Annotated in this window: 21 protein-coding genes; 8 read left to right on the top strand and 13 right to left on the bottom strand. The window is 61.5% G+C overall.

Annotated features, from left to right (window positions below; all coding sequences use genetic code 11):
• Nucleotides 1–8: 8 nt before the first annotated feature.
• On the top strand, nt 9–674 hold the full coding sequence (elbB, locus tag ACLD1Y_RS01215; protein WP_429474717.1) for an isoprenoid biosynthesis glyoxalase ElbB: 666 nt from the start codon (nt 9–11) through the stop codon (nt 672–674).
• Between the two features lie 121 nt (nt 675–795).
• Here elbB and ACLD1Y_RS01210 read toward each other — a convergent pair whose 3' ends face one another.
• Together ACLD1Y_RS01210 and ACLD1Y_RS01205 are read right to left on the bottom strand one after the other, a co-directional pair.
• Complete coding sequence (locus ACLD1Y_RS01210; RefSeq protein WP_429474716.1) at nt 796–1,251, bottom strand: YaiI/YqxD family protein; 456 nt, start codon at nt 1,249–1,251, stop codon at nt 796–798.
• 60 nt (nt 1,252–1,311) lie between these two features.
• Entirely contained in the window at nt 1,312–3,207 is a 1,896-nt protein-coding gene (locus ACLD1Y_RS01205; protein ID WP_429474714.1) for an FTR1 family protein, read from the bottom strand.
• Between the two features lie 268 nt (nt 3,208–3,475).
• On the opposite strand from ACLD1Y_RS01205, the gene ACLD1Y_RS01200 reads away from it, so the two are divergent.
• The 4 genes from ACLD1Y_RS01200 to ACLD1Y_RS01185 are packed head-to-tail and all read left to right on the top strand — an operon-like array spanning nt 3,476 to nt 6,619.
• A complete protein-coding gene (locus ACLD1Y_RS01200) occupies nt 3,476–4,870 on the top strand; it encodes a COG3014 family protein (protein ID WP_429474712.1) in 1,395 nt (464 codons plus the stop codon).
• Nucleotides 4,871–4,880: 10 nt separating this feature from the next.
• The gene (locus ACLD1Y_RS01195) at nt 4,881–5,252 is read left to right on the top strand and encodes a YcfL family protein (protein ID WP_017530843.1); all 372 of its coding nucleotides are present in this window, start codon (nt 4,881–4,883) and stop codon (nt 5,250–5,252) included.
• A gap of 35 nt (nt 5,253–5,287) precedes the next feature.
• Nucleotides 5,288–5,875: a penicillin-binding protein activator LpoB gene (gene lpoB / locus ACLD1Y_RS01190; protein WP_429474710.1), complete on the top strand. Its 588-nt coding sequence runs from the start codon at nt 5,288–5,290 to the stop codon at nt 5,873–5,875.
• A 3-nt stretch (nt 5,876–5,878) separates the two neighbouring features.
• Nucleotides 5,879–6,619 carry a penicillin-binding protein activator LpoB gene (locus tag ACLD1Y_RS01185; RefSeq protein WP_429474708.1) on the top strand — a complete coding sequence of 247 codons (741 nt, stop codon included), beginning with the start codon at nt 5,879–5,881 and terminating at the stop codon, nt 6,617–6,619.
• 151 nt (nt 6,620–6,770) lie between these two features.
• On the opposite strand, the gene ACLD1Y_RS01180 is transcribed toward ACLD1Y_RS01185, so the two are convergent.
• The 3 genes from ACLD1Y_RS01180 to ACLD1Y_RS01170 form a co-directional block, all read right to left on the bottom strand.
• Nucleotides 6,771–7,403, bottom strand: coding sequence for a LysE family transporter (locus ACLD1Y_RS01180; protein WP_135290740.1), 633 nt, complete (start codon nt 7,401–7,403; stop codon nt 6,771–6,773).
• 70 nt (nt 7,404–7,473) lie between these two features.
• Nucleotides 7,474–8,028: a mechanosensitive ion channel domain-containing protein gene (locus ACLD1Y_RS01175; protein WP_122485151.1), complete on the bottom strand. Its 555-nt coding sequence runs from the start codon at nt 8,026–8,028 to the stop codon at nt 7,474–7,476.
• Complete coding sequence (locus ACLD1Y_RS01170) at nt 8,028–9,938, bottom strand: ATP-binding cassette domain-containing protein (protein ID WP_429474704.1); 1,911 nt, start codon at nt 9,936–9,938, stop codon at nt 8,028–8,030. The genes ACLD1Y_RS01175 and ACLD1Y_RS01170 overlap by 1 nt, the downstream gene beginning before the upstream one ends.
• Nucleotides 9,939–9,988: 50 nt before the next feature.
• Between ACLD1Y_RS01170 and ACLD1Y_RS01165 the strand changes: the two genes are divergently transcribed.
• Nucleotides 9,989–10,453, top strand: a complete 465-nt coding sequence (locus ACLD1Y_RS01165; protein WP_429474702.1) for a TIGR02444 family protein — start codon at nt 9,989–9,991, stop codon at nt 10,451–10,453.
• Here the strand turns inward: ACLD1Y_RS01165 and ACLD1Y_RS01160 are convergent.
• Nucleotides 10,450–11,640 (bottom strand): AlgP family protein, encoded by a 1,191-nt coding sequence (locus ACLD1Y_RS01160; RefSeq protein ID WP_429474700.1) that lies wholly within the window; start codon nt 11,638–11,640, stop codon nt 10,450–10,452. The two genes, ACLD1Y_RS01165 and ACLD1Y_RS01160, sit on opposite strands and share 4 nt — an antisense overlap.
• Nucleotides 11,641–11,833: 193 nt before the next feature.
• Between ACLD1Y_RS01160 and ACLD1Y_RS01155 the strand changes: the two genes are divergently transcribed.
• The gene (locus tag ACLD1Y_RS01155; RefSeq protein WP_429474698.1) at nt 11,834–12,511 is read left to right on the top strand and encodes an FKBP-type peptidyl-prolyl cis-trans isomerase; all 678 of its coding nucleotides are present in this window, start codon (nt 11,834–11,836) and stop codon (nt 12,509–12,511) included.
• A gap of 53 nt (nt 12,512–12,564) precedes the next feature.
• Here ACLD1Y_RS01155 and rsd read toward each other — a convergent pair whose 3' ends face one another.
• The 7 genes from rsd to ACLD1Y_RS01120 all read right to left on the bottom strand — a co-directional run bounded on the left by rsd (nt 12,565) and on the right by ACLD1Y_RS01120 (nt 18,966).
• The gene (gene rsd / locus ACLD1Y_RS01150) at nt 12,565–13,023 is read right to left on the bottom strand and encodes a sigma D regulator (protein ID WP_429474696.1); all 459 of its coding nucleotides are present in this window, start codon (nt 13,021–13,023) and stop codon (nt 12,565–12,567) included.
• Between the two features lie 209 nt (nt 13,024–13,232).
• A complete protein-coding gene (locus tag ACLD1Y_RS01145) occupies nt 13,233–13,754 on the bottom strand; it encodes a disulfide bond formation protein B (protein ID WP_429474694.1) in 522 nt (173 codons plus the stop codon).
• Nucleotides 13,755–13,992: 238 nt separating this feature from the next.
• Nucleotides 13,993–15,234 (bottom strand): heme biosynthesis protein HemY, encoded by a 1,242-nt coding sequence (locus ACLD1Y_RS01140; RefSeq protein WP_429474692.1) that lies wholly within the window; start codon nt 15,232–15,234, stop codon nt 13,993–13,995.
• A gap of 5 nt (nt 15,235–15,239) precedes the next feature.
• A complete protein-coding gene (locus ACLD1Y_RS01135) occupies nt 15,240–16,352 on the bottom strand; it encodes a uroporphyrinogen-III C-methyltransferase (RefSeq protein ID WP_429474690.1) in 1,113 nt (370 codons plus the stop codon).
• A gap of 41 nt (nt 16,353–16,393) precedes the next feature.
• On the bottom strand, nt 16,394–17,143 hold the full coding sequence (locus tag ACLD1Y_RS01130) for a uroporphyrinogen-III synthase (RefSeq protein WP_429474688.1): 750 nt from the start codon (nt 17,141–17,143) through the stop codon (nt 16,394–16,396).
• The gene (gene hemC, locus ACLD1Y_RS01125; RefSeq protein WP_429474686.1) at nt 17,140–18,081 is read right to left on the bottom strand and encodes a hydroxymethylbilane synthase; all 942 of its coding nucleotides are present in this window, start codon (nt 18,079–18,081) and stop codon (nt 17,140–17,142) included. The genes ACLD1Y_RS01130 and hemC overlap by 4 nt, the downstream gene beginning before the upstream one ends.
• Before the next feature lie 138 nt (nt 18,082–18,219).
• Entirely contained in the window at nt 18,220–18,966 is a 747-nt protein-coding gene (locus tag ACLD1Y_RS01120; protein WP_429474684.1) for a LytR/AlgR family response regulator transcription factor, read from the bottom strand.
• Between the two features lie 505 nt (nt 18,967–19,471).
• On the opposite strand from ACLD1Y_RS01120, the gene argH reads away from it, so the two are divergent.
• Nucleotides 19,472–20,866: an argininosuccinate lyase gene (argH, locus tag ACLD1Y_RS01115; RefSeq protein ID WP_429474682.1), complete on the top strand. Its 1,395-nt coding sequence runs from the start codon at nt 19,472–19,474 to the stop codon at nt 20,864–20,866.
• The last annotated feature ends 45 nt before the right edge of the window (nt 20,867–20,911 follow it).

Raw genomic sequence — 20,911 nt, 5'->3', positions numbered from 1 at the left:
AAATGCCCATGAGCAAAAAGATTGCAGTGATCCTTTCCGGCTGCGGCGTGTACGACGGTGCAGAGATCCACGAAAGCGTGATCACCCTGCTGCGCCTGGACCAGCGCGGCGCTCAGGTCCAATGCTTTGCCCCCGACATTGCGCAGTTGCATGTGATCAACCACCTCACCGGCGAGGAAATGCCCGAGTCACGCAATGTGCTGGTGGAGTCGGCGCGTATTGCCCGAGGTGAGGTGAAGGACATCGGCGAAGCCAACGCTGAAGACTTCGACGCGCTGATCGTGCCCGGCGGGTTTGGCGCGGCGAAAAACCTGTCGAACTTTGCGGTGGAGGGCGCCGGTTGCAGCGTTAACCCCCAGGTATTGGCCTTGGCCGAGGCGTTTGCTGAATCGGGCAAGCCGGTCGGACTGATCTGCATCGCCCCTGCCCTGGCCGCGAAGATCTACGGCCCCGGCGTGACCTGCACCATCGGCACCTGCCCTGATACGGCGGCGGCCTTGGACAAGATGGGCGCCACGCACCAGGAGTGCGCGGTGGAAGATATCGTCGAAGACAAGGCCCGCAAGCTGGTGAGCACGCCGGCCTATATGGTGGGCAAGAACATCAGCGAGGTCGCTTCGGGGATCAACAAGTTGGTGGATCGGGTGCTGGAGTTGACCCACGAGAACGACTGAACACCGATGCTGGCACAGAAGTTTATGTGGCGAGGGAGCTTGCTCCCGCTGGGCTGCGTAGCGGCCCAAAAATCTTGGGAGCGCCTCGCACTCCAGCGGGAGCAAGCTCCCTCGCCACCGGTTAGGCTTCTCGCATCAACCGCGTGAGGATCCGGTCCAGGGCATTGGCAAACGCCTGCTTGTCCTTCTCGCCATGGGGCGGTGGCCCGCCGTCCATCTGGCCCTGTTCACGCAGGTCAGTGAACAGGTTGCGCACCGCCAGGCGTTCACTCATGTTCGCCGGGCTGAATTCCTTGCCCCGTGGGTCGAGCGCCGTTACGCCTTTTTTCACCAGCCGATCGGCCAGGGGCACATCGCTGCAGATCACCAGCTCACCGGGCTGCGCGTGTTCCACCAGGTAGTCGTCTGCTGCGTCCGGGCCGCTGGGTACCACAATCAGTTTTACGCAGGAAAAGCTCGGCTTGATCTGGCTTTGCCCGGCCACCAGCACCACTTCGAACTGGCGCTTGAGGGCGAACTTGACCACTTGGTCCTTGGCCGCCCTAGGGCAGGCGTCGGCATCGATCCATACGCGCATAAACACTCCTTCCAGAAGCAACATCGATCCAATGTGGGAGCGGCGGTGCCCACTTAAGACTTAAGCAGTAACGCGACGCTTCTCGGCCAATCGACTGCGACCATACAACACCACAATCGCCAGGATCGCCACCGCCTGCGCACTCAGCGAATACGCATCGGCATGAATACCCAGCCAGTCAAAGTCAAAGAACGCCACCGGTCGCGTACCGAAGATGCCGGCTTCCTGCAACGCCTTCACCCCATGCCCGGCAAACACCACCGACAGCGCGCACAGCAACGCCGCATTGATGCCGAAGAACAACGCCAGCGGCAGCTTCGCCGAACCGCGCAGGATCACCCACGCCAGGCCCACCAGCAGCACCAGCGCCGTAGCACCACCGGCCAATACCGCGTTGTGCCCGGCCGGGCCCGCTTGCAGCCATAGGGTTTCGTAGAACAGGATCACTTCGAACAGTTCGCGGTACACCGAGAAGAACGCCAGCATCGCAAAACCAAACCGCCCGCCGCCGCCCACCAGGCTGCTCTTGATGTAGTCCTGCCAGGCGGCCGCGTGGCGGCGGTCGTGCATCCACACCCCCAGCCACAGCACCATCACACTGGCAAACAGCGCGGTGCAGCCTTCGAGCAATTCGCGCTGGGCGCCGCTCACGTCGATCACATACGCCGCCAACGCCCAGGTGGCCAAGCCGGCCAACAGCGCCAGGCCCCAACCCACGTTGACGCTGCGCACTGCCGACTGCTGGCCAGTGTTACGCAGGAACGCCAGGATCGCCGCCAACACCAAAATCGCTTCCAAACCTTCACGCAGCAGGATCAACAGGCCGGAGATGTAGCTCAATGACCAGCTCAAACCGTCGCTGCCCAACAGGCCGGCCGATTCGGTGAGCTTGCCCTTGGCCACGTCCAGGCGCTGTTGCACCTGCTCCAGCGGCAAGCCGTCCTGCAACGACTGCCGGTAGGCCATCAGCGCTTTTTCGGTGTCCTTGCGCACGTTGGCGTCAACGTTGTCCAGGGAGCTTTCCACCAGCTCGAAACCTTCCAAGTACGCGGCAACAGACAGGTCGTAGGCCTGTTCGTGGTCGCCGTTGCGGAAGGCGGCGAGGCTCTTGTCCAGGGTAGCGGCGGTGTAGTCGAGCAACTGCGCGGGACCACGCTTGACCTGGGGCGGTTGCGCACGTTGGGCGCGGAAGGTCGCAGCAGCGGCTGGGCCGTTGGCGGCGAGTACTTCATTGGGGGTCTGGCGAGCCAGGTCAGCGAGGTTGAACGGTTGCTCACTTTTAGCCGCGGCCGGGTCGGCGGTGAAACCGGCAATGTAGGTGGCCAGGTCCCAGCGTTGGCGGTCGTCCAGTTGGTCGGCGAAGGACGGCATATCGGTGCCTTCGACACCCAGGCCCAAGGTGTTATAGATCGCGTAAAGGCTCAGGCGGTCCAAGCGCGTGGCGTCTGTGAGGTTGGCGGGTGGCGGCGTCATGCCCATGCCCGCAGGGCCATCGCCGGCACCGGCAACGCCGTGGCACACCGAGCAATGCTGCGCGTAAAGCGGAGCGCCTCGGGTGGGGTCGGGAGTAATGGCCGGGGCTTGGCTCACTTCATAGGCAACCGCGAGTTGGGCACCCAATTGACGGGCCTGACGGGCCACTGTCGCGCCATCCTGATGGCCGGTTACAGCGGCTTTCAGTTCGTCGACGCCTTTGACTAATGCGTCGCGCTCCGGGCGTTGCGGCAGTTCTGCGACCAAGCCTTGCAACACGCCTAGAAACTCGACCTGCTCACGGTATTCAGACTCATCAATAACCTTGCCCGCCTCCACTGTAGGAGGGTAGTCAGCACCAATGTAGTCCAGCAAATGCAGGGCTTGCGGAGCGCCTTCGGCAGTTGCGGCCAACAGATTGAAGCTGCACGACATCAACGCCGGCAACAGCAGCCAGGCGAGAAAACGGAAGGGGGCAGTCATGAATGAATCTCAGAGGGAAATACGAAGTAACACATTGTTAAGGCTTAGCAGGTTTGACTCAAGGCGTAAGTGATGTGGCGTTTAAAACAGGCGGGTATTTTTCGGAGCTCAGTGATGGCTTTTTGTCGATTGCGTCACATCAATAAGCCATTGTTTAGCCAGTAACGGCGTTTATAATGCCGCGCCCTGTTAGTGCGAAAGGGAATTTCGTTCCTCGTTTTTATGAGGAATCACCACACCGACTGATCATTTCAGGGAAGAAGTTTGCATGGCATTTCGCGCCTTGACTCCGTTCGCGCTCGCGGCGGTTACCTTGCTCTCCGGCTGTTCGATGTTCCGCAGCTACGACACCGAGTTGCAAGCCACCAACCAGCAATTGGCCACCGGCAATGTGGACGCCGCCTTGACCCTGCTGGAAAAAAACAACACCGGCGAAGACAAAGACCTGCTCTATTTCTTCGAAAAGGGCGAGTTGCTGCGGGCCAAGGGCGACCTCACTGGCAGCCAGACCGCGTGGCGCAGCGCCGACCTGCAGGTCTACAAGTGGGAAGAATCGGTCAAGTTCGACAGTGCAAAATACCTTGCCCAGTTCGGTAGCTTCCTGGCCAACGACAAAGTGCGTCGCTACGAAGGCTACGACTACGAAAAAGTCATGCTGACCACTCAGATGGCCTTGAACCTGCTGGCCCTGAATGACTTCGACGGCGCCCGCACCGAAATCAAGAAAACCCACGAGCGCGAAGCCGTCATCGCCGACCTGCGGGACAAGGAATACCTCAAGCGCGAAGATGAAGCCGAGCGCGAAGGCGTGACCACCCAGATGAAAGACCTGCGCGGCTACCCAGTGGAGGCCCTGGACGCGCCGGAAGTGGTCGGCCTGAAAAACAGCTACCAGAGCGCGTTCAGCCATTACCTGGCCGGCTTCGTCTACGAGGCCCTGGGTGAAAAAGACCTGGCCGCCCCTGGTTACCGCAAAGCGGCCGAGTTGCGCCCCAACACCCCGCTGTTGGAGCAAGCGTTGCTGGACCTGGACAAATCCAAGGTCGGCGCCGACGAAACCGAGGTGCTGATCGTGGTCCAGAGCGGCTTGGCGCCGGCCCGCGACTCGATTCGGCTGCCGCTGCCGATCCCGATCAACGGCAACCTGGTGATCACCCCGCTGTCGTTCCCGGTAATCAAGGCCGATACCTCCACGGCGACCTTCGCCCAGATCGGTATCGACGGCCAGCAACAGAACCTCACCCCGCTCAATAGCACCACCGCCATGTCCCGCCGCGCCCTGCGCGATGACATGCCAGGGATCATTTTGCGCACCACCGTGCGTGCGGTTACGCGTGGCGTGGCACAGAACAACCTGAACAAGACCAACCCCATGGCAGGCCTGGTGCTGGGCATCGCCTCCGCCGTCGCCGAAGGGGCCGACACCCGCACCTGGCGCACCCTGCCGGACATGACCCAGGTCACCCGCCTGCGCCTCAAGCACGGCGAGCACCAGGTCAGCCTGCCCAATGCCCTGGGCGGCACGCTGGTGACGGTCAAGGCCGACCAGCGCTACCAAGTGATCACCCTGCGCGTGGTCGGCAACCAGGTGTTCGCCGGCGGCCTTGCGGCGCATGTGGTACCGAGCCAGGCCACCCAAGCCATCGCCCTCAAACAACCTTAAGGAGCACGCTATGCGTCATTTCATCCTCGGCGCCCTGGCGCTGGTCCTGCTTGCCGGCTGCGCCACCCCGCCGCCGCCGGAACCTGGCAGCGCTGCGAGCAAAATCGTGGTGATGGGCAAGTTCAAGGGCATCGCCGTCGGCGCCATCCGCGTGGCCCGCGAGAACGGCTTCCTCACCGCCAAGGTGCAGTTGAGCAACATCACCAGCAGCAACCAGACGATGTACTACCGCTTCGCCTGGCTGGGCGCCGATGGCTTCCCGGTGGGCGACGAAGACACCTGGAAAGTGCTGAACCTGTACGCCAACCAGGCGACCTTCCTGCCCGCCATCGCCAACTTGCCGCAAGCGGCGGACTTCCGCCTTGAAGTGAAGACGCCTTGACGCCCGCCCCTATTCAGCTCTGGAGAGATTTCCCCATGTTTGCACGCTTCTCGATCCTCGCCGTGGTTGCCGTCCTGGCCAGCGGTTGCTCCAACACATCGCCGGTCCTGGGCAGCAAGAACATCAGCTACGGCGACACCAAGGCCGTGGAAACCGTGACCAACGAGTTCGGCTCCACCGACCTGCAGATGATCGCCGAAACCATGACCCGCTCCCTGGCTCAGTCCGGCATCCTGCAAGGCCGCCCGGTGGTGCAGGTGTACGACGTGAAGAACAAGACCAGCGAGTACATCGATACCCGCGAGATCACCACGTCGATCAAGACCCAATTGATGAAGACCGGCACCGCACGCTTTGCCAGCGACAACACCGACATGCAAAGCCAGGTGGACCAGCTCAAGTTGCAGAACCAGAGCGGCCTGTACAAGAAGTCCACGGTGAGCAAGACCGGCAATATGGTCGCTGCCAAGTACCGCCTGGAAGGCTCCATCAGCTCCATCGTCAAGCGCAGCTCTGACTACAAGGACGTGTTCTACAAGTTCAGCCTGCAACTGATCGACGTCGAGAGCGGCCTGGCCGAATGGATGGACGAAAAAGAAATCCGCAAGACCACGGAGCGCTAAGCAATGCGTGCATGGATCGGTTTGATCGGCCTGCTGTGCGCCTTTGGCGCCTCGGCCGCCCCGAAAATCGCGGTAACCGACCTGGCCTACGAGGCGCGGGTCGAGGAATACATCCACCAGGTGTCGGCCAGCAACAACATGCAGGCAAGCGCCTACCACGCCAGCGGCGCGTCGAACTACAGCGAGTACGAAAGCCGTACCAGCTATATCGAACAGACTGAGTTGCGCAAATTCAGTGGCGATATCAAGGGCGAGATCCTCAAATCCCGCCAGTTCCAACTGGTGCAGGGCACGCCCTACACCGCCGATGCCAAGGGTGACGTCTACGACGTGATCAAGCGCATCAAGGCTGGCAACTTCAAGGGCGCTGACTACGTGCTGTTCGGCACGCTGTCGGATATCGACTTCACCCAAGACATCAACGCCCTGGACCACACCAACAGCTACTCGGCGGTGCTGGGCCTGACGCTGGTGGCGGATTTCAGCCTGATCAACACTCGCACTTACGAGATCACCTCGGCGTTTACCGCCATGGGTGAAGGCCAGGACACCAAACTGGTGAACAGCCGCGACGTGCGCGTGAGCCTGAATCGGCCGCGGGTGGTGAAAGAAGTATCGAAAGCGCTGGGTGAAGATGTGGCGCGGCAGTTGGCGGAGCAGTTGGGTGGTGGTTATCAAGAGCCGGGCCAGCCGGTGTTGCGTAATAACTTGCCGAGGGATGAAGCGCCGAAAATCTTGCGCTGAGCCACGATTTCACAAGCACCACAAACCAATGTGGGAGCGGGCTTGCTCGCGAAGACGGAGTGTCAGTCACCCGATGTACCGGCTGATCTACCGCATTCGCGAGCAAGCCCGCTCCCACATTTTGATTGGGTTCCTTCAGCCAAATCGCGATCTATGCCGTCGCGCGATGCAGGCTGGCGAGGAAACCCGCCGCCCCCACAAACAACCCCGCAAACGTACGGTTCATCCGCTTCTGCTGCTTGGGCGTGCGCAACAAGCGCAACACCTTCGACGCCAACCCCGTATACCCCGCCATCACGATCATATCGACGGCAATCATCGTCGCACCCAGGATCACGTACTGGATCAGCAGCGGCGCCTGCGGGTTCACGAACTGCGGCAGTACCGCCAGCATGAACACCAAGGCCTTGGGGTTGCTGGCGTTGACCAGGAAACCTCGGAACATCATCGCCATCGGTTTGCCGATCGGGCGCACGGCCGCGTCATCGGTCATGTCCATGGGCAAGGCGCGCCATTGCTTGATGGCCAGGTACACCAGGTACGCCACGCCAAACCATTTGATCGCATAGAACGCGGTAGAGGACGTCGCCAAAATGGCACCCAGGCCGCCGGCGACCACGGCAATCTGCATCGCCAGGCCGATTTGCAGGCCAATGGCGTTCCAATAACCGCGCACAAAACCGTATTGCAGGCCGCTGGACATCGAGGCGATGGCGCCAGCACCAGGGGAAAGGGAGATGATCCAACTGGCCACGAAAAAGGCCAGCCATGTATCGAGTGCCATTACACACCTCGTTTCAAATTCGTCGTGAGCGTTAAGCTAACTCCGAGCACCGAGGCCTGGCTATAGATTTTTACGCAGGCGAAATCCAGCGGCGCACCGAGCGCTGGAAGAACAGGCTGTTAGGCACCTGCACCATCGCACTGTCGGTGCCGGCTTCGGCCACTTCGATCAGCGTGGTGTAGAGCAGATTGATCGCGACTACCCGCCCTTTGACGCCCGGTTTGTCGACGGTATCCACCAACTCGACGATATCGCCGATACGGAAAGGCCCTACGGTGAAGATCAAAATGGCGCACAGCAGGTTGGACAGCACCGACCACATGGCAAAGAACGCCACGGCGGCGACCGCCACAAACCCTGACAGCGCAGTCCACAGCACCGTGGCGGAAACGCCCAGGCGGCCCAGCACAAAGATCAGCGCGCTGCCCATGATCAGCCAGCGCAAGCCACCGCGCAGTGGCATCAGCAGTTGCGGTGGCAGCGGGTAGCGCTCGCCCAGGCGGGTGAGGCCCTTGGCGACAAAACGCTGGGCCAGGTAGCCAGCCAGCAGGATCAGCAGGATTTGCACGCCGATCCACACAGGCTCGATCCATTGCGCCGGCAGCGGCAGTTGCAGCGCTTCCATCAGGACAACGCCTCCAGCTCCGCTTGCAGGGTTTCAAGCAGTTCGAGGGCTTCCATCCAGGTTTCCTCCAATTGCCCTTCGCGTACCTTGAGCTTGGCCTGTTCGGCCAGCAGGTCGCGCAGCTCGTCCTTGCGGGCGGCTTCATATACGGCGCTGTCGCCCAGGCTGGCTTCGATCTTGGCCAAGCGCTCATGCACCTTGCCAAGCTCCGCTTCCAGCTTGTCGGCTTCACGCTTGTGCGGAGCCAGTTGTTGACGCAACGCGGCGGCAGCCTGGCGCTGGGCTTTCTTGTCGGTTTTGTCCGGGTTGACCGGCGTGTTGCTGACCGGCGCGTTGCGCAGGCGGTAATCGGTCAGCCAGCGCGCGTAGTCGTCAAGGTCGCCGTCGAACTCTTCGACTTTACCGTCCGCCACCAGCAAGAAGTTGTCGGTGGTGCTCTTGAGCAAGTGGCGATCGTGAGACACCACCAACACCGCACCGCTGAATTCCTGCAAGGCCATGGTCAGCGCCAGGCGCATTTCCAGGTCCAGGTGGTTGGTGGGTTCGTCGAGCAACAGCAGGTTCGGCCGGTCCCAAGCGATCAACGCCAGGGCCAGGCGAGCTTTTTCGCCGCCGGAGAAATTCAGCACCGGCTCATCGATGCGCGCGCCACGGAAGTCGAAGCCACCGAGGAAGTCGCGCAGGGTCTGCTCGCGCTCGGTCGGCGCCAGGCGTTGCAAGTGCAGCAACGGGCTGGCCTTGGAATCGAGGGAGTCCAACTGGTGCTGGGCGAAGTAGCCCACCACGGTGTTCTCGCCACGGGTCAGGCGCCCGGCCAAAGGCTCAAGTTCGCCCGAGAGGTTCTTGATCAGCGTCGACTTGCCCGCGCCGTTAGGGCCAAGCAAACCGATACGCGCGCCCGGCGTGAGTTGCAGCTTGACCTTCTCCAGGATGGTTTTGTCGCCATAACCCAGGCGTGCATCCGACAGGTCCAACAGCGGGCTGGAGATTTTCACTGACTCGCGGAACACAAAGTCGAACGGCGAATCGACGTGGGCCGCCGACAGCTCTTCCATGCGCTCCAGCGCCTTGATCCGACTCTGGGCCTGACGGGCCTTGGTGGCCTGGGCCTTGAACCGGGCGATGTAGCTTTCCATGTGCGCACGTTGCGCCTGCTGCTTCTCGAAGGCCTGTTGCTGCTGGGCCAAACGCTCGGCACGGGCGCGTTCGAACGCGGTGTAGCCGCCACGGTAGAGGGTGATTTTCTTCTGTTCGACGTGGGCGATGTTATCGACCACAGCGTCGAGGAAATCCCGGTCGTGGGAAATCAGCAGCAAGGTGCCCTGGTAGCTCTTGAGGAAATCTTCCAGCCACAGGATCGCATCGAGGTCCAAGTGGTTGGTCGGTTCGTCGAGCAGCAGCAGGTCCGAAGGGCACATCAGCGCCTGGGCCAGGTTCAGGCGCATGCGCCAGCCGCCGGAGAAGTCGGCGACCGGGCGGTCCATCTGTTCGTTGGTAAAACCGAGGCCGGCGAGCATCTTGCGGGCGCGGGCGTCGGCGGTGTAGCCGTCGGCGCTGTCGAGTTCCGCGTGCAGGCGTGCCTGGGCGGCACCGTCCTGGGCTTTCTCGGCCTCGGCCAGGTCGTGTTGCACCTGGCGCAGACGCAGGTCGCCATCGAGCACGTAGTCGATCGCGATGCGGTCCAGGGTGTCGATCTCCTGGCGCATATGGGCGATGCGCCAGTCGGCCGGCAGCAAGCAGTCCCCGGAATCCGGGGTCAGCTCACCCAGCAACAGGGCGAACAACGTGGATTTGCCGGCGCCGTTGGCACCGATCAGGCCGGCTTTGTGACCGGCGTGCAGGGTCAGCTCGGCGTCTTCGAGAAGACGTTGCGGGCCACGCTGTAATGTTAGGCTTTGAAGTCGGATCATAATGGCGGCGGAGTCTACCAGCTTCGTTGGCCGCTGGCTTGGGTGTGAATATGTGCGCTGACCTGTGGAGCTTTGCCCTCTCGACTTACGCCCGCTCAGGGTGCGAAACCGCGTGCCTGCGCTTGCAGGAACAAGGGGCGGATGTGTGCCTGCTGCTGTGTGGCATGTGGTTGGAGCAGCGTGGCGTGGCACTAGAGACGGAGCGTGTGCAGGCACTGCAGCAACTTGCCCGACCGTGGCGAACCGACGTCATCGAACCGTTACGGCACCTACGCATGCAATGGCGTGCCCTGGCACAGCAGGATGAGCCGTTGGCGACGTTGAGGGAGCGGGTCAAAGCCTTGGAGCTGGATGCCGAGCGAGCGTTGCTGATGCGCTTGGAGCTACTGGCGCAGGCATGGCCGACGGGTGTGGCGGGTCAACAGCAATGGCTGGAAGGACTGGCGGCTGAGGATGCCGCCAACCTTGACCACGACACGCTGCAGCAGCTGCGCGTCGTGGCCACCGGCACTTAGGAAGCGCTGGTTGGGGTGGTGCTTGGCGCTGCCGGTGCAGGAGTGCTGCTGGCCGGTGCAGTTGGAGCGGTGGACGCTGCCGGGGTAGCGGCAGGCGTTGCTGGCTTGGCAACAGCTGGTTTGGCTACTGGCTTAGCGGCTGGTTTCGCAGCAGCAGGTTTGGCAGCTGGCTTAGCGGCCGGTTTCGCAGCAGCGGGTTTGGCAGCTGGCTTGGCGGCTGGTTTCGCAGCAGCGGGTTTGGCAGCTGGCTTGGCGGCTGGTTTCGCAGCAGCGGGTTTGGCAGCTGGCTTGGCGGCTGGTTTCGCAGCAGCGGTTTTAGCAGCTGGCTTGGCGGCTGGTTTCGCAGCAGCGGTTTTAGCAGCTGGCTTAGCGGCTGGTTTGGCAGCTGGTTTCGCAGCAGCAGTTTTGGCAACTGGCTTAGCGGCTGGTTTCGCAGCAGCAGTTTTGGCAGCTGGCTTAGCGGCTGGTTTCGCAGCAGCAGTTTTGGCAGCTGGCTTGGCGGCTGGTTTCGCAGCAGCAGTTTTGGCAGCTGGCTTAGCGGCTGGTTTGGCAGCAGCAGTTTTGGCAGCTGGCTTAGCAGCTGGTTTGGCAGCAGCGGTTTTGGCAGCTGGCTTAGCGGCTGGCTTGGCAGCAGCGGTTTTGGCAGCTGGCTTAGCGGCTGGCTTGGCAGCAGCAGTTTTGGCAACTGGCTTGGCGGCTGGTTTGGCAGCAGCGGTTTTAGCAACTGGCTTGGCGGCTGGTTTGGCAGCAGTTTTAGCAACTGGCTTGGCAACAGCTTTTGCCGGGGTGCGAGCGCCCAGTACCTTAGCAACGGCTTCCTTCACACGACCAACGCCCTGGGCCAGTTTCAGGCTTTCTTGAGCGTCTTTTTTGAGTTGGGAAATGTAGGTGCGGGTTTCAGCTTGGCGATCCTTGAGGGCGTCCAGCAGGTCCTCAAGTTCTTTAACGGCGTCTTTGGCTTTGGCTTGTGCCTTGGCCTTGCCGGCAGTGGCGGCGTCTTGCAGTTTGGTGCGGGATTTGTGCAGCTTCTCTTGCGCTTTACCGCGTTGTTTTTCCAGCTTGGCGAGCAGCTTTTCTGCATCGGCCAGTGCTTGGGAACAAGCGCTTTCCAGATGTTCGAGCAAGCTGCCCGAGAGTTGTTGGAGTAAATGCAACGGGGTATTAACAGGCTTCTGTTTGGCCGACATGGTTTACCTCCTGGCTGACTTGGGTGCGGCTCATACTAGCCCTCTGCTCTTACCGCCGCTAGGGCATGTTGACAGTATCGTTTGCCTTGCGTTGCAACCTACGAAAATTCTTATCGATATAACGAAAATACGCGGCACTTTTTGCCCATTCACACTGGCATAATCCGTCGCACTTTCGGCGGGAGAATGCCCCATGTCGCGTTACCTTTTTCTTGTGCTGGGCTTGGCGATTTCGGTGGCCAATGCGGGCGCGCAATTGCCATCCAAAACCTCTGAGCAGGATCAGCATGACCTCGCCTACAGCCTGGGCGCCAGCCTTGGCGAGCGCCTGCGCCAAGAGGTTCCCGACCTGCAGATCCAAGCCCTGATCGATGGCCTCAAGCAAGCCTACCAAGGCAAGCCGCTGGCATTGGAAAACGCACGCATCGAACAGCTTCTCGCCCAGCACGAGGCGCAAAGCGAAGCCGATGCCCAGCTACCTCAAAGCGAAAAAGCCCTTGCCGTCGAACAACAATTTCTCAGCAAAGAAAAAGCCACCAAGGGCGTGCGCGAACTGGCAGATGGAATCCTGCTCACTGAACTCACTCCCGGCACCGGCAACAAGCCGATGGCCAGCGACCAGGTGCAGGTAAAATACGTCGGTCGGTTGCCCGATGGGACGGTGTTCGATCAGAGCACCCAACCGCAATGGTTTCGCCTGGACAGTGTCATCAGCGGCTGGAGCAGTGCGCTGCAACAGATGCCAGTAGGGGCGAAATGGCGCTTGGTGATTCCATCCGCCCAAGCCTACGGCGCTGACGGCGCAGGCGAGTTGATCCCGCCCTATACACCGCTGGTATTCGAAATCGAGTTGCTCGGCAGCCGCCACTGACCCAATAAAAAACGGTGCGCAATGCGCACCGTTTTTTTAATTCGCCATCTGGGTCAAGCCTGGGTCGCAGACTCTTCCTTGTGGGCGTTGTGCAGCACTTCGATCAAGCAGTCTTCCAGCTCGAAACGCTCGTGCAACAGCCCACCCAGCTCTTTGAATTTTGCCGCGACACAGTTTCCGGCATCACACAGGTCGGTGAAGGCCAACAACTGTTCGGTGATGGCATCGATGCGCGGGTAGATCGTCTCAGCCAACTCCAGGCCACGCTGATCGTCAAAGGCTTCTGCCTCCTTGGTCAACTGCTCATAGACGCCGAAATGACCGGCCGACACGTAATCCACCAACACACCACAAAAATCCTGTAGCGGTTCACGGTTTTCAGCCAGTGCTTCGGGCTTGGCGCCGAGAGCATCAAAGGCCCGAACCAGTTCGTGACGTGCCTTCAACCAGCTGTCGATCAGCTTGTGCACCCCACCCCAGCGTTCCTGAGCATTCTGACAACTTTCCAGCATGATGATCTCTCTTCCCTATAGGGGCGCTGCCGCCTGGTGCCCGCGCAACACTTCAAGGATAAAGCCGCAACCGGACAAGGCCGCATCTGACAAACGGTTTCGATGACACGTGCGGGCCAGATTATGCCCGCATGACTATGGCTTCAAGGTACGCAGGAGAGAAAGTTCATACAAGTGTTTAATCCCGTCCTACAAGCCGCGACCTGCTTTTAGTGCCTAAAAGCGCGCAAACGTGGGTTCAGCAGCAACTGCGAAAACTGCATGACACCCAGGATCAACATCGCCACGAAGAACAACAGGCTCCATTCCGGAAGGCTCAGGTCAAACAGGGTCCAGTTGATGTCCACGCAGTCGACAGTGCCTTTGACGGTCAATTGCAATGCCTGCCAAAACGACAGGTTTTCGATCATGTAGTGCAGGCTGGGCCAGCAATCGGCCGCCTGGTCGGGAGCGACATTTTGTAGCAACACCTGGCGCACAGCGGTGATGGCGCCCAGTAATGCGCAGCCCATGCTTGCCGCCCCGTACATGTAAACGGCGCAATGCTTGGGGTTATGGAGTGCGCCGAGCAGGTTGATCAGCATGAAGGCAGCCAGGAAGACCCGTTGCATCTGGCACAGGAAGCACGGACGCAAAGAGGCCCCGAACTCAAGATAAAAGGACGCGCCCAACGTCAGCGCACCCGCCATGAACGCGAGGAAAAACAAGGAGCGTGAAGGGGCCAAAGACATGCTTTATCCGCATCGCGAAAGATAGGCCGCTACGGTAGAGGAAAGGCCTGACCCCTTTCAATAAGCACTAGAGCAGACGTTTCCGCGAGAGCCTAAGGACATCCCATCAGAGGATGCAAGACGCCAAGAAACTGAACGTAGGACTCTGCCGAAGAAGGTGCTAGACCCTGTCTTGATCAGGGTATCGGAGGGCCAGCGGTCAGACACTTCTGAGCTAACCCTCGGACACTTTCCTACTTCAAACCCGAGCGGGAACAGGCAGTGGCGACGCCAGCAGGCGACTATCCAACAAGCCCAGGCCCTCTTGGAACAGTTGATTGCTGCGCTCGGTATCGCCCAACTGGGCGAGCAAGCGCGCCAACTCGGCACACGCCTCTGGGTTGCGCTGCACGTGCAGGCTGCTTTCCAGATAATCCCGCGCCTTGCCCCACAAACTGTTTTGCAGACACAGGCGACCCAGGGTCAGCAGCAGGCTGGCATCGCCGGGATGGTCCTTGAGCCAGCCTTCGGCAAACTTCAATTGCCGGGCCGGGTCACTCCCACGCAGCAAGCCATAGAGACGGATCAGGTGGCTGTCGTAATCACGCTTGATCGCGCCTCGCAGCGCTTCTTCGGCCTTGGCATCGGCACCCAACTGACGCAGCTGCTCGGCATAAGCCAGCACCAATTGCGGCTCCTGGCGCTGGGCGGAAGTCAGTTGCTGCCAGGCTCGCTCAAGGGACTGCAAACCCGCTTCACCCTGCTCCTCACGCTGAGCGGCCAGGCTGAGGTTTTCACCCCAGGCGCGGCGTTCCAGCTCAGCCAGCTCGCTGGCGGGCAGCACCTTGTCTTTACGCAACTCCGGCAACAGGCGGATCACCGACGACCAATCGCCCCGCTGCTGATGCAGACGTTGCAACTGGCGCAGCACCTGAGCGTTATGGGGATGACGTTCATGCATAGCCTGCAAGGTGGTCAGCGCGCCATCCGTATCACCCCGGTCCAATTGCAGCTGCGCGTGGCTCAAGGCGACCGCCAGCTCAGCCTGGGGTTGACGCTCCAAGGCACGCTCCAGCAAACCGTCGGACTCTTCGTAGCGCCCCTGCTCATTGGCCGCACGCGCCGCGCCGAGGTAATACAGCAATGGCTGGCGCTCCGCCTCGGCGGCACGGTGCAGGTGGCGTTCAGCGCTGGCCCAGCGGCCTTCGGCGAGGTCCATTTGGCCTTGTTCGATGGCGATTTGCACACGGCGGCTGCGGTTACGCCGCGACCATGGGTTAACCACGCCGCCGGAGGTCGTCACCAAGCCCAGCAGCACGCGGATCAGGTAGATCGCCAGGCCGATGGCGGCCACCGCCACCAACGTCGCCCACAGGCTGGACTCGTAATGCAACACATGGGGATAGGTAATCAGCACATAGCCGGTGTGTTTCGAAATGCCCACGGCCAGTGCCAGCGCGATGGCAATCGCCAGCACCAGGATCACATAGAAACGCTTCATCGGCTCTACTCCTGCTTCGGCGATGTGGCCGCCGCCTTGGCTTCATCAGCCGACAGATGCCGACGCTCAAGGTACGCCTGCACCGCAGCCAGGCTCGCGGCCAGGTCCGGCGTTACCACCGACACCGCCTTGGGCTCAAGCTCGGCGATACGCGCCAGCATCGCCTTGCTCTGCGGGTTGTCCTGGTTGAAGTTGTCTTGCAGCACGCTGCGCGCTTCGCCGAGCGAACGGCTATACACCGCCGACTCGCCATTGAGCGCCGCCCATTGCGCCTGCTCCAGCGCCAGGCTGAGCGCCAGACGCACCTGGTTCAAACCTTGGCCAGCCAGCAGTGGGCGGATGTTGTCGTCCGGGTTGAAGTCGATGCGGAAGTAACGGGAAATCTGCTCCCACCACTGGCTCCAGCGGCTGTCGGTATCGGTGGTCGGGCGCCCTTGGGAGGCAGGCTCGGTCAGCTGATACTCAGGGGCGATGGCCGCCAGTTGCACTACCTGGTCACGCAATGCTGCCAATTGCAGGTACAGGCCGGTGCGGTCTGGCTGTTCGGTGCTGCGCAGCGCGGCCAGGCTCTTGGCCAGTTGCTCGCGGGCGGCGTATGAACCAGGGTCACTCTGTTCGCGCAGAATCTCGTCGGCGCCCTGCACCAGCGACTGGGCGCTGTTGATATCTTGCAGCGCGGAGAGGCGCAGGCTTGCCAGTCGGATCAAATGCTCGGCTTCGGCCAGACGCCAGTCCTGGCGACTGGCACCCAACACGGTTTCCAAGCGCTGACTCAAACGCTGCTGATCGCCCTGCAACTGGGCGACCAGGCGGCGGCGCTCCTCAAGTTCGTCCGCGCCTGGCAACTGGGCCAGGCGCGCGGCCAGTTGTTGCTGGCTCTGCTTGAGAGACTGGGATTGGTCATCGAGCACCTGCACCTGGCCCAGCTGTTGCTGGTTGCTGGCTTGCAGGGCGCGGACCTGCCAGATCCCCCAGCCGCCGGCAGCAACGCCAGCGGCGCCCAGTAGCAAGGCCACGATTGCCAGGCCATTGCCACGGCGCGGCGCGGTGACCGGTGACTCAACCGGCGCATCGAGTGCGGGTTGGGTTTCATCTTTAGGCAAGGCTGTTTCGCTCACGTATCCGTCCTTTGCGTATCAGAGAGTGGCGGCGGCCTTCCTTAAAAGGTCGTGCTGCGCAACGCCACTAACAAAGCCGCGGCACTTGCGCCGCGACAATCCACAACTTTTTCTGCGCCAGCCGCCCGCGCCATTTCCTGGACTCGCGCACTGGGCACGAACAACGGTAGCTGCGCCACCTGGGGCCAATCGGCACCGGCCAAGGCCTGCAGGTTCAAGAAACCCTGCCCACTGCTGACCACCAGGCCGTTCAGGCGTTCCAACTGGATGCGTTGGGCCAGTACCCCGACGTCGTAGGCCGGGAGGAACCGACGATACAACTCCAGGTAATCGACACTAGCACCTTGCTCGCGCAAACGCTCAGCTAGCAGCTCTCGACCACCCTCGCCCCGCAGGATCAACACCCGCGCAGCAGGCTGCGCGATAGCCTCGCGCAACGCAGGCAGTTGAAGCAAGGCCTCGCTGTCATCACCAGTGGGGGGATAGTGAACGCTGAGGCCGTGATCGGCCAGTACCTGTGCGGTGGCGGCCCCCACACTGAACCATGGCAGCTGTGGCCAGGCTTGTTCCAACTGTTGCACGGCTAGGCGCGCGGCAGGCTTGCTCACCACGATCACCGCGCAATAGCGGCCAAGGTCGTGGAACACAGCCTGCTGCTCTGGAGTGATGGGAAGCGGCTCAGTGTCCAGCAAAGGCAAGCTGCTGCTGAAAATGCCGGCGTCCGACAGCGCCGCCGCCAGCGCCGCCGACTCCTCGGCAGGCCGCGTCAGCAGCACTCGCCATGGGGTCACTGCGGGCCGGCCTCGCCGTAGACTTTTTGCAGAATGGCGCCAGCGCCCTTGTCCAGCAGCTCCTCGGCCACCTGGATACCCAGGGCAGTGGCGTCACGCTGTGGCCCGCGCACTTCGGCGGTCAACAGGTTGCCACCCTCCGGATCGCCCACCAGGCCGCGCAGCCATAGGTTTTCACCTTCGAGCACCGCGTAGCAGGCGATCGGTACCTGGCAGCCACCGTTGAGGTGCTTGTTCAGGGCACGCTCGGCCGTGACGCGCACCTCGGTGTCGTGGTGATCAAGGGGTTTGAGCAGGGCGTGGATTTCACTGTCGGCGGTGCGGCATTCGATGCCTACGGCGCCCTGCCCGCCTGCTGGCAAGCTGTCTTCGACGCTGATGGCCGAGGTAATACGGTCTTCAAAGCCCAGGCGGATAAGGCCGGCGGCGGCAAGGATGATCGCGTCATATTCACCGGCATCCAACTTGGCCAGACGGGTGTTGACGTTGCCACGCAGGAAGCGGATTTGCAGGTCCGGACGGCGGGTCAGCAACTGTGCCTGGCGGCGCAGGCTGGAGGTGCCGACGATGCTGCCCAGAGGCAGCTCGTCCAGGGAAGCATAGGTATTGGAAACAAAGGCATCGCGCGGGTCTTCGCGCTCGCAGATGCAAAACAGGCCCAGGCCTTCGGGGAAGTCCATGGGCACGTCCTTCATCGAATGCACGGCGATGTCGGCTTCGTTTTCCAGCAGCGCGGTTTCCAGCTCCTTGACGAACAGGCCTTTGCCGCCGATCTTCGACAGTGGCGAGTCCAGCAGCTTATCGCCGCGACTGACCATGGGCACCAGGGACACCGTGAGGCCTGGGTGGGCTTGCTCAAGGCGTGCTTTGACGTATTCGGCCTGCCACAAGGCCAGGGCGCTTTTACGGGTGGCGATGCGGATTTCGCGAGAGGACATGGATCAATCCGTACTGAATAGATACGGCAGATAATAACAGCTCAGGCAAATACGCTTTGATTTGAATCAGCAAGTGCGGGGCCTCCCTGGCCACGTCGCACCGGGATAAGGAATGCAGCCCTGCCCACAGCCCTCGGGCTAAAGCTGCTGCATCATTTTGCGTACGCCAGCGACATGGCGCCGGCTGACGATCAAGGCATCACCATTAAGCCCTTTGAGGAACAGCTGAAAGTGCCCCAACGGCGTGCGCTGCAAGCGCTCTATTCGTTCGCGGGCCACCAGCGCGTTGCGGTGGATACGCACGAAGCGGTCGCCAAATTCATCCTCAAGGGCCTTGAGCGGCTCATCGAGCAAGACTTCACCGGCCTCATGGCGCAGGGTCACGTATTTGTGGTCGGCAATAAAATAGACCACCTGGCTCAGGGGAATCAGCTCGATGCCTTTGCGTGTGCGGGCGCTGATGTGGCTGCGCGGCCCGTTGCCACTTTGGGCGGCGGGCTGGGTCAAGGCGGCAAGTTGAACGCGGTTGGGACGCTCGGCCTTTTTCAAGGCCTTGAGCAACGCCTCGCCTGTGACCGGCTTGGCAACGAAGCTGGCACCACTGGCTTCCAAGGTCTGCTCGGAAAACTCTTCCTGAGCCGCACAAAACACCACCGCTGGCGGTGATTCGCGCTCGCTCAGGCGGGCGGCAACTTGCAGGCCATCAAGACCCGGCATGCGGATATCGAGCAACACCACGTCGGGCTTGAGGCTGTCGATCAGCGTCAACGCTTCTTCGCCAGTGGTGGCACTCGGTTCAAGGACTGTATAACCCTCGAGATCACTGACCAAACGGCTCAGTCGCTCGCGGGCTTGGGGTTCGTCATCAACGATCAGGACATTCATATTGCGCTGGATTCCTGCGTGAGTCTCGCACAAGGATAGCGTAGACAGGTGCGGTGACTTGCGTCACAGCGATCCACGCTAAGACTAGCGCGAGCGGCAAAAAGTGCCCTGACAGCGGCACCCATATTTACCCGGACCTGTTCAATAGCGCCCAAGACCTGCTGCCTTTGGGCATTGTCGTAGGGTTTGCTGATACACAATCCGAATACCCCCCGTGTTAAATGGATAGTCTGGGTTCTGACCGCATCACCCGACTTTGGTGCATTCACACACTATCAGTCCAACTGTAGACGCTCACTGCGACGGCATTGCTCATTCGTCAAATATCGTTTCAATAAGCCTCTGTCTCCAGTCTCGTCCGGGACGCGATCGGCGGCAAGGCACTTAGCCATCCTTTGCACAAATAAAAATGCCGACGACCCGCAGCACCGCCTGCACAGGCAACCCTGTTATTATCGCCGACACACTTCCATGCCTCTTTATTAAGCAGATCACGAGCGAATCCATGAGCACCGACAAGACCAACCAGTCCTGGGGCGGCCGCTTCAGTGAACCCGTCGACGCCTTCGTCGCCCGCTTCACCGCCTCCGTCACCTTCGACCAGCGCCTGTACCGCCACGACATCATGGGCTCCATCGCCCACGCGACGATGCTGGCCAAGGTCGGCGTGCTGACCGACGCCGAGCGCGACAGCATCATCGACGGCCTGACCACCATCCGTGGCGAGATCGAAGCCGGGACGTTCGACTGGCGCGTCGACCTGGAAGACGTGCACATGAATATCGAGGCCCGCCTCACCGACCGCATCGGTGTGACCGGCAAGAAGCTGCACACCGGCCGTAGCCGTAACGACCAGGTCGCGACCGATATTCGCCTGTGGCTGCGTGACGAAATCGACCTGATCCTGGCCGAAATCACCCGCCTGCAAAAAGGCCTGCTGGAGCAGGCCGAGCGTGAATCCGGCACCATCATGCCCGGCTTCACCCACCTGCAGACCGCGCAGCCCGTGACCTTCGGCCACCACCTGCTGGCCTGGTTCGAAATGCTCAGCCGCGACTACGAGCGCCTGGTGGACTGCCGCAAGCGCGCCAACCGCATGCCCCTGGGCAGCGCCGCGCTGGCCGGCACCACCTACCCGATCGACCGTGAATACACCGCGCAACTGCTGGGCTTCGACGCCGTGGGCGGCAACTCACTGGACGGCGTGTCCGACCGTGACTTCGCCATCGAATTCTGCGCCGCCGCCAGCATCGCGATGATGCACCTGTCGCGGTTCTCCGAAGAGCTGGTGCTGTGGACCAGCGCGCAATTCCAGTTCATCGACCTGCCGGACCGCTTCTGCACCGGCAGCTCGATCATGCCGCAAAAGAAAAACCCCGACGTGCCCGAACTGGTACGTGGCAAGAGCGGCCGAGTGTTCGGCGCACTGATGGGCCTGCTGACCCTGATGAAAGGCCAACCCCTGGCCTACAACAAGGACAACCAGGAAGACAAAGAGCCGCTGTTCGACGCCGCCGACACCCTGCGCGACTCGCTGCGCGCCTTTGCCGACATGATTCCGGCGATCAAGCCCAAGCACGCGATCATGCGTGAAGCGGCGCTGCGCGGCTTCTCTACCGCCACCGACCTGGCGGACTACCTGGTGCGCCGTGGCCTGCCGTTCCGTGACTGCCACGAAATCGTCGGCCATGCCGTGAAGTACGGCGTGGACACCGGCAAGGACCTGGCGGAAATGAGCTTGGAGGAACTGCGCCAGTTCAGCGACCAGATCGAGCAGGACGTGTTTGCTGTGCTGACGCTGGAAGGTTCGGTGAATGCTCGTGACCATGTTGGCGGGACTGCGCCGGTGCAGGTGAAGGCAGCCGTTGTGCGCGGTCAGGCGTTGCTCGCCAGCCGCTGATAACTGTGGCGAGGGAGCTTGCTCCCGCTGGGCTGCGCAGCGGCC

Source organism: Pseudomonas sp. 18175 (assembly GCF_050432925.1).
In the GTDB taxonomy this organism is placed as follows: Bacteria; Pseudomonadota; Gammaproteobacteria; order Pseudomonadales; family Pseudomonadaceae; genus Aquipseudomonas.
The sequence above is the reverse complement of the archived record's forward strand: the minus strand, read 5'-3'. Positions and strand labels throughout refer to the sequence as shown.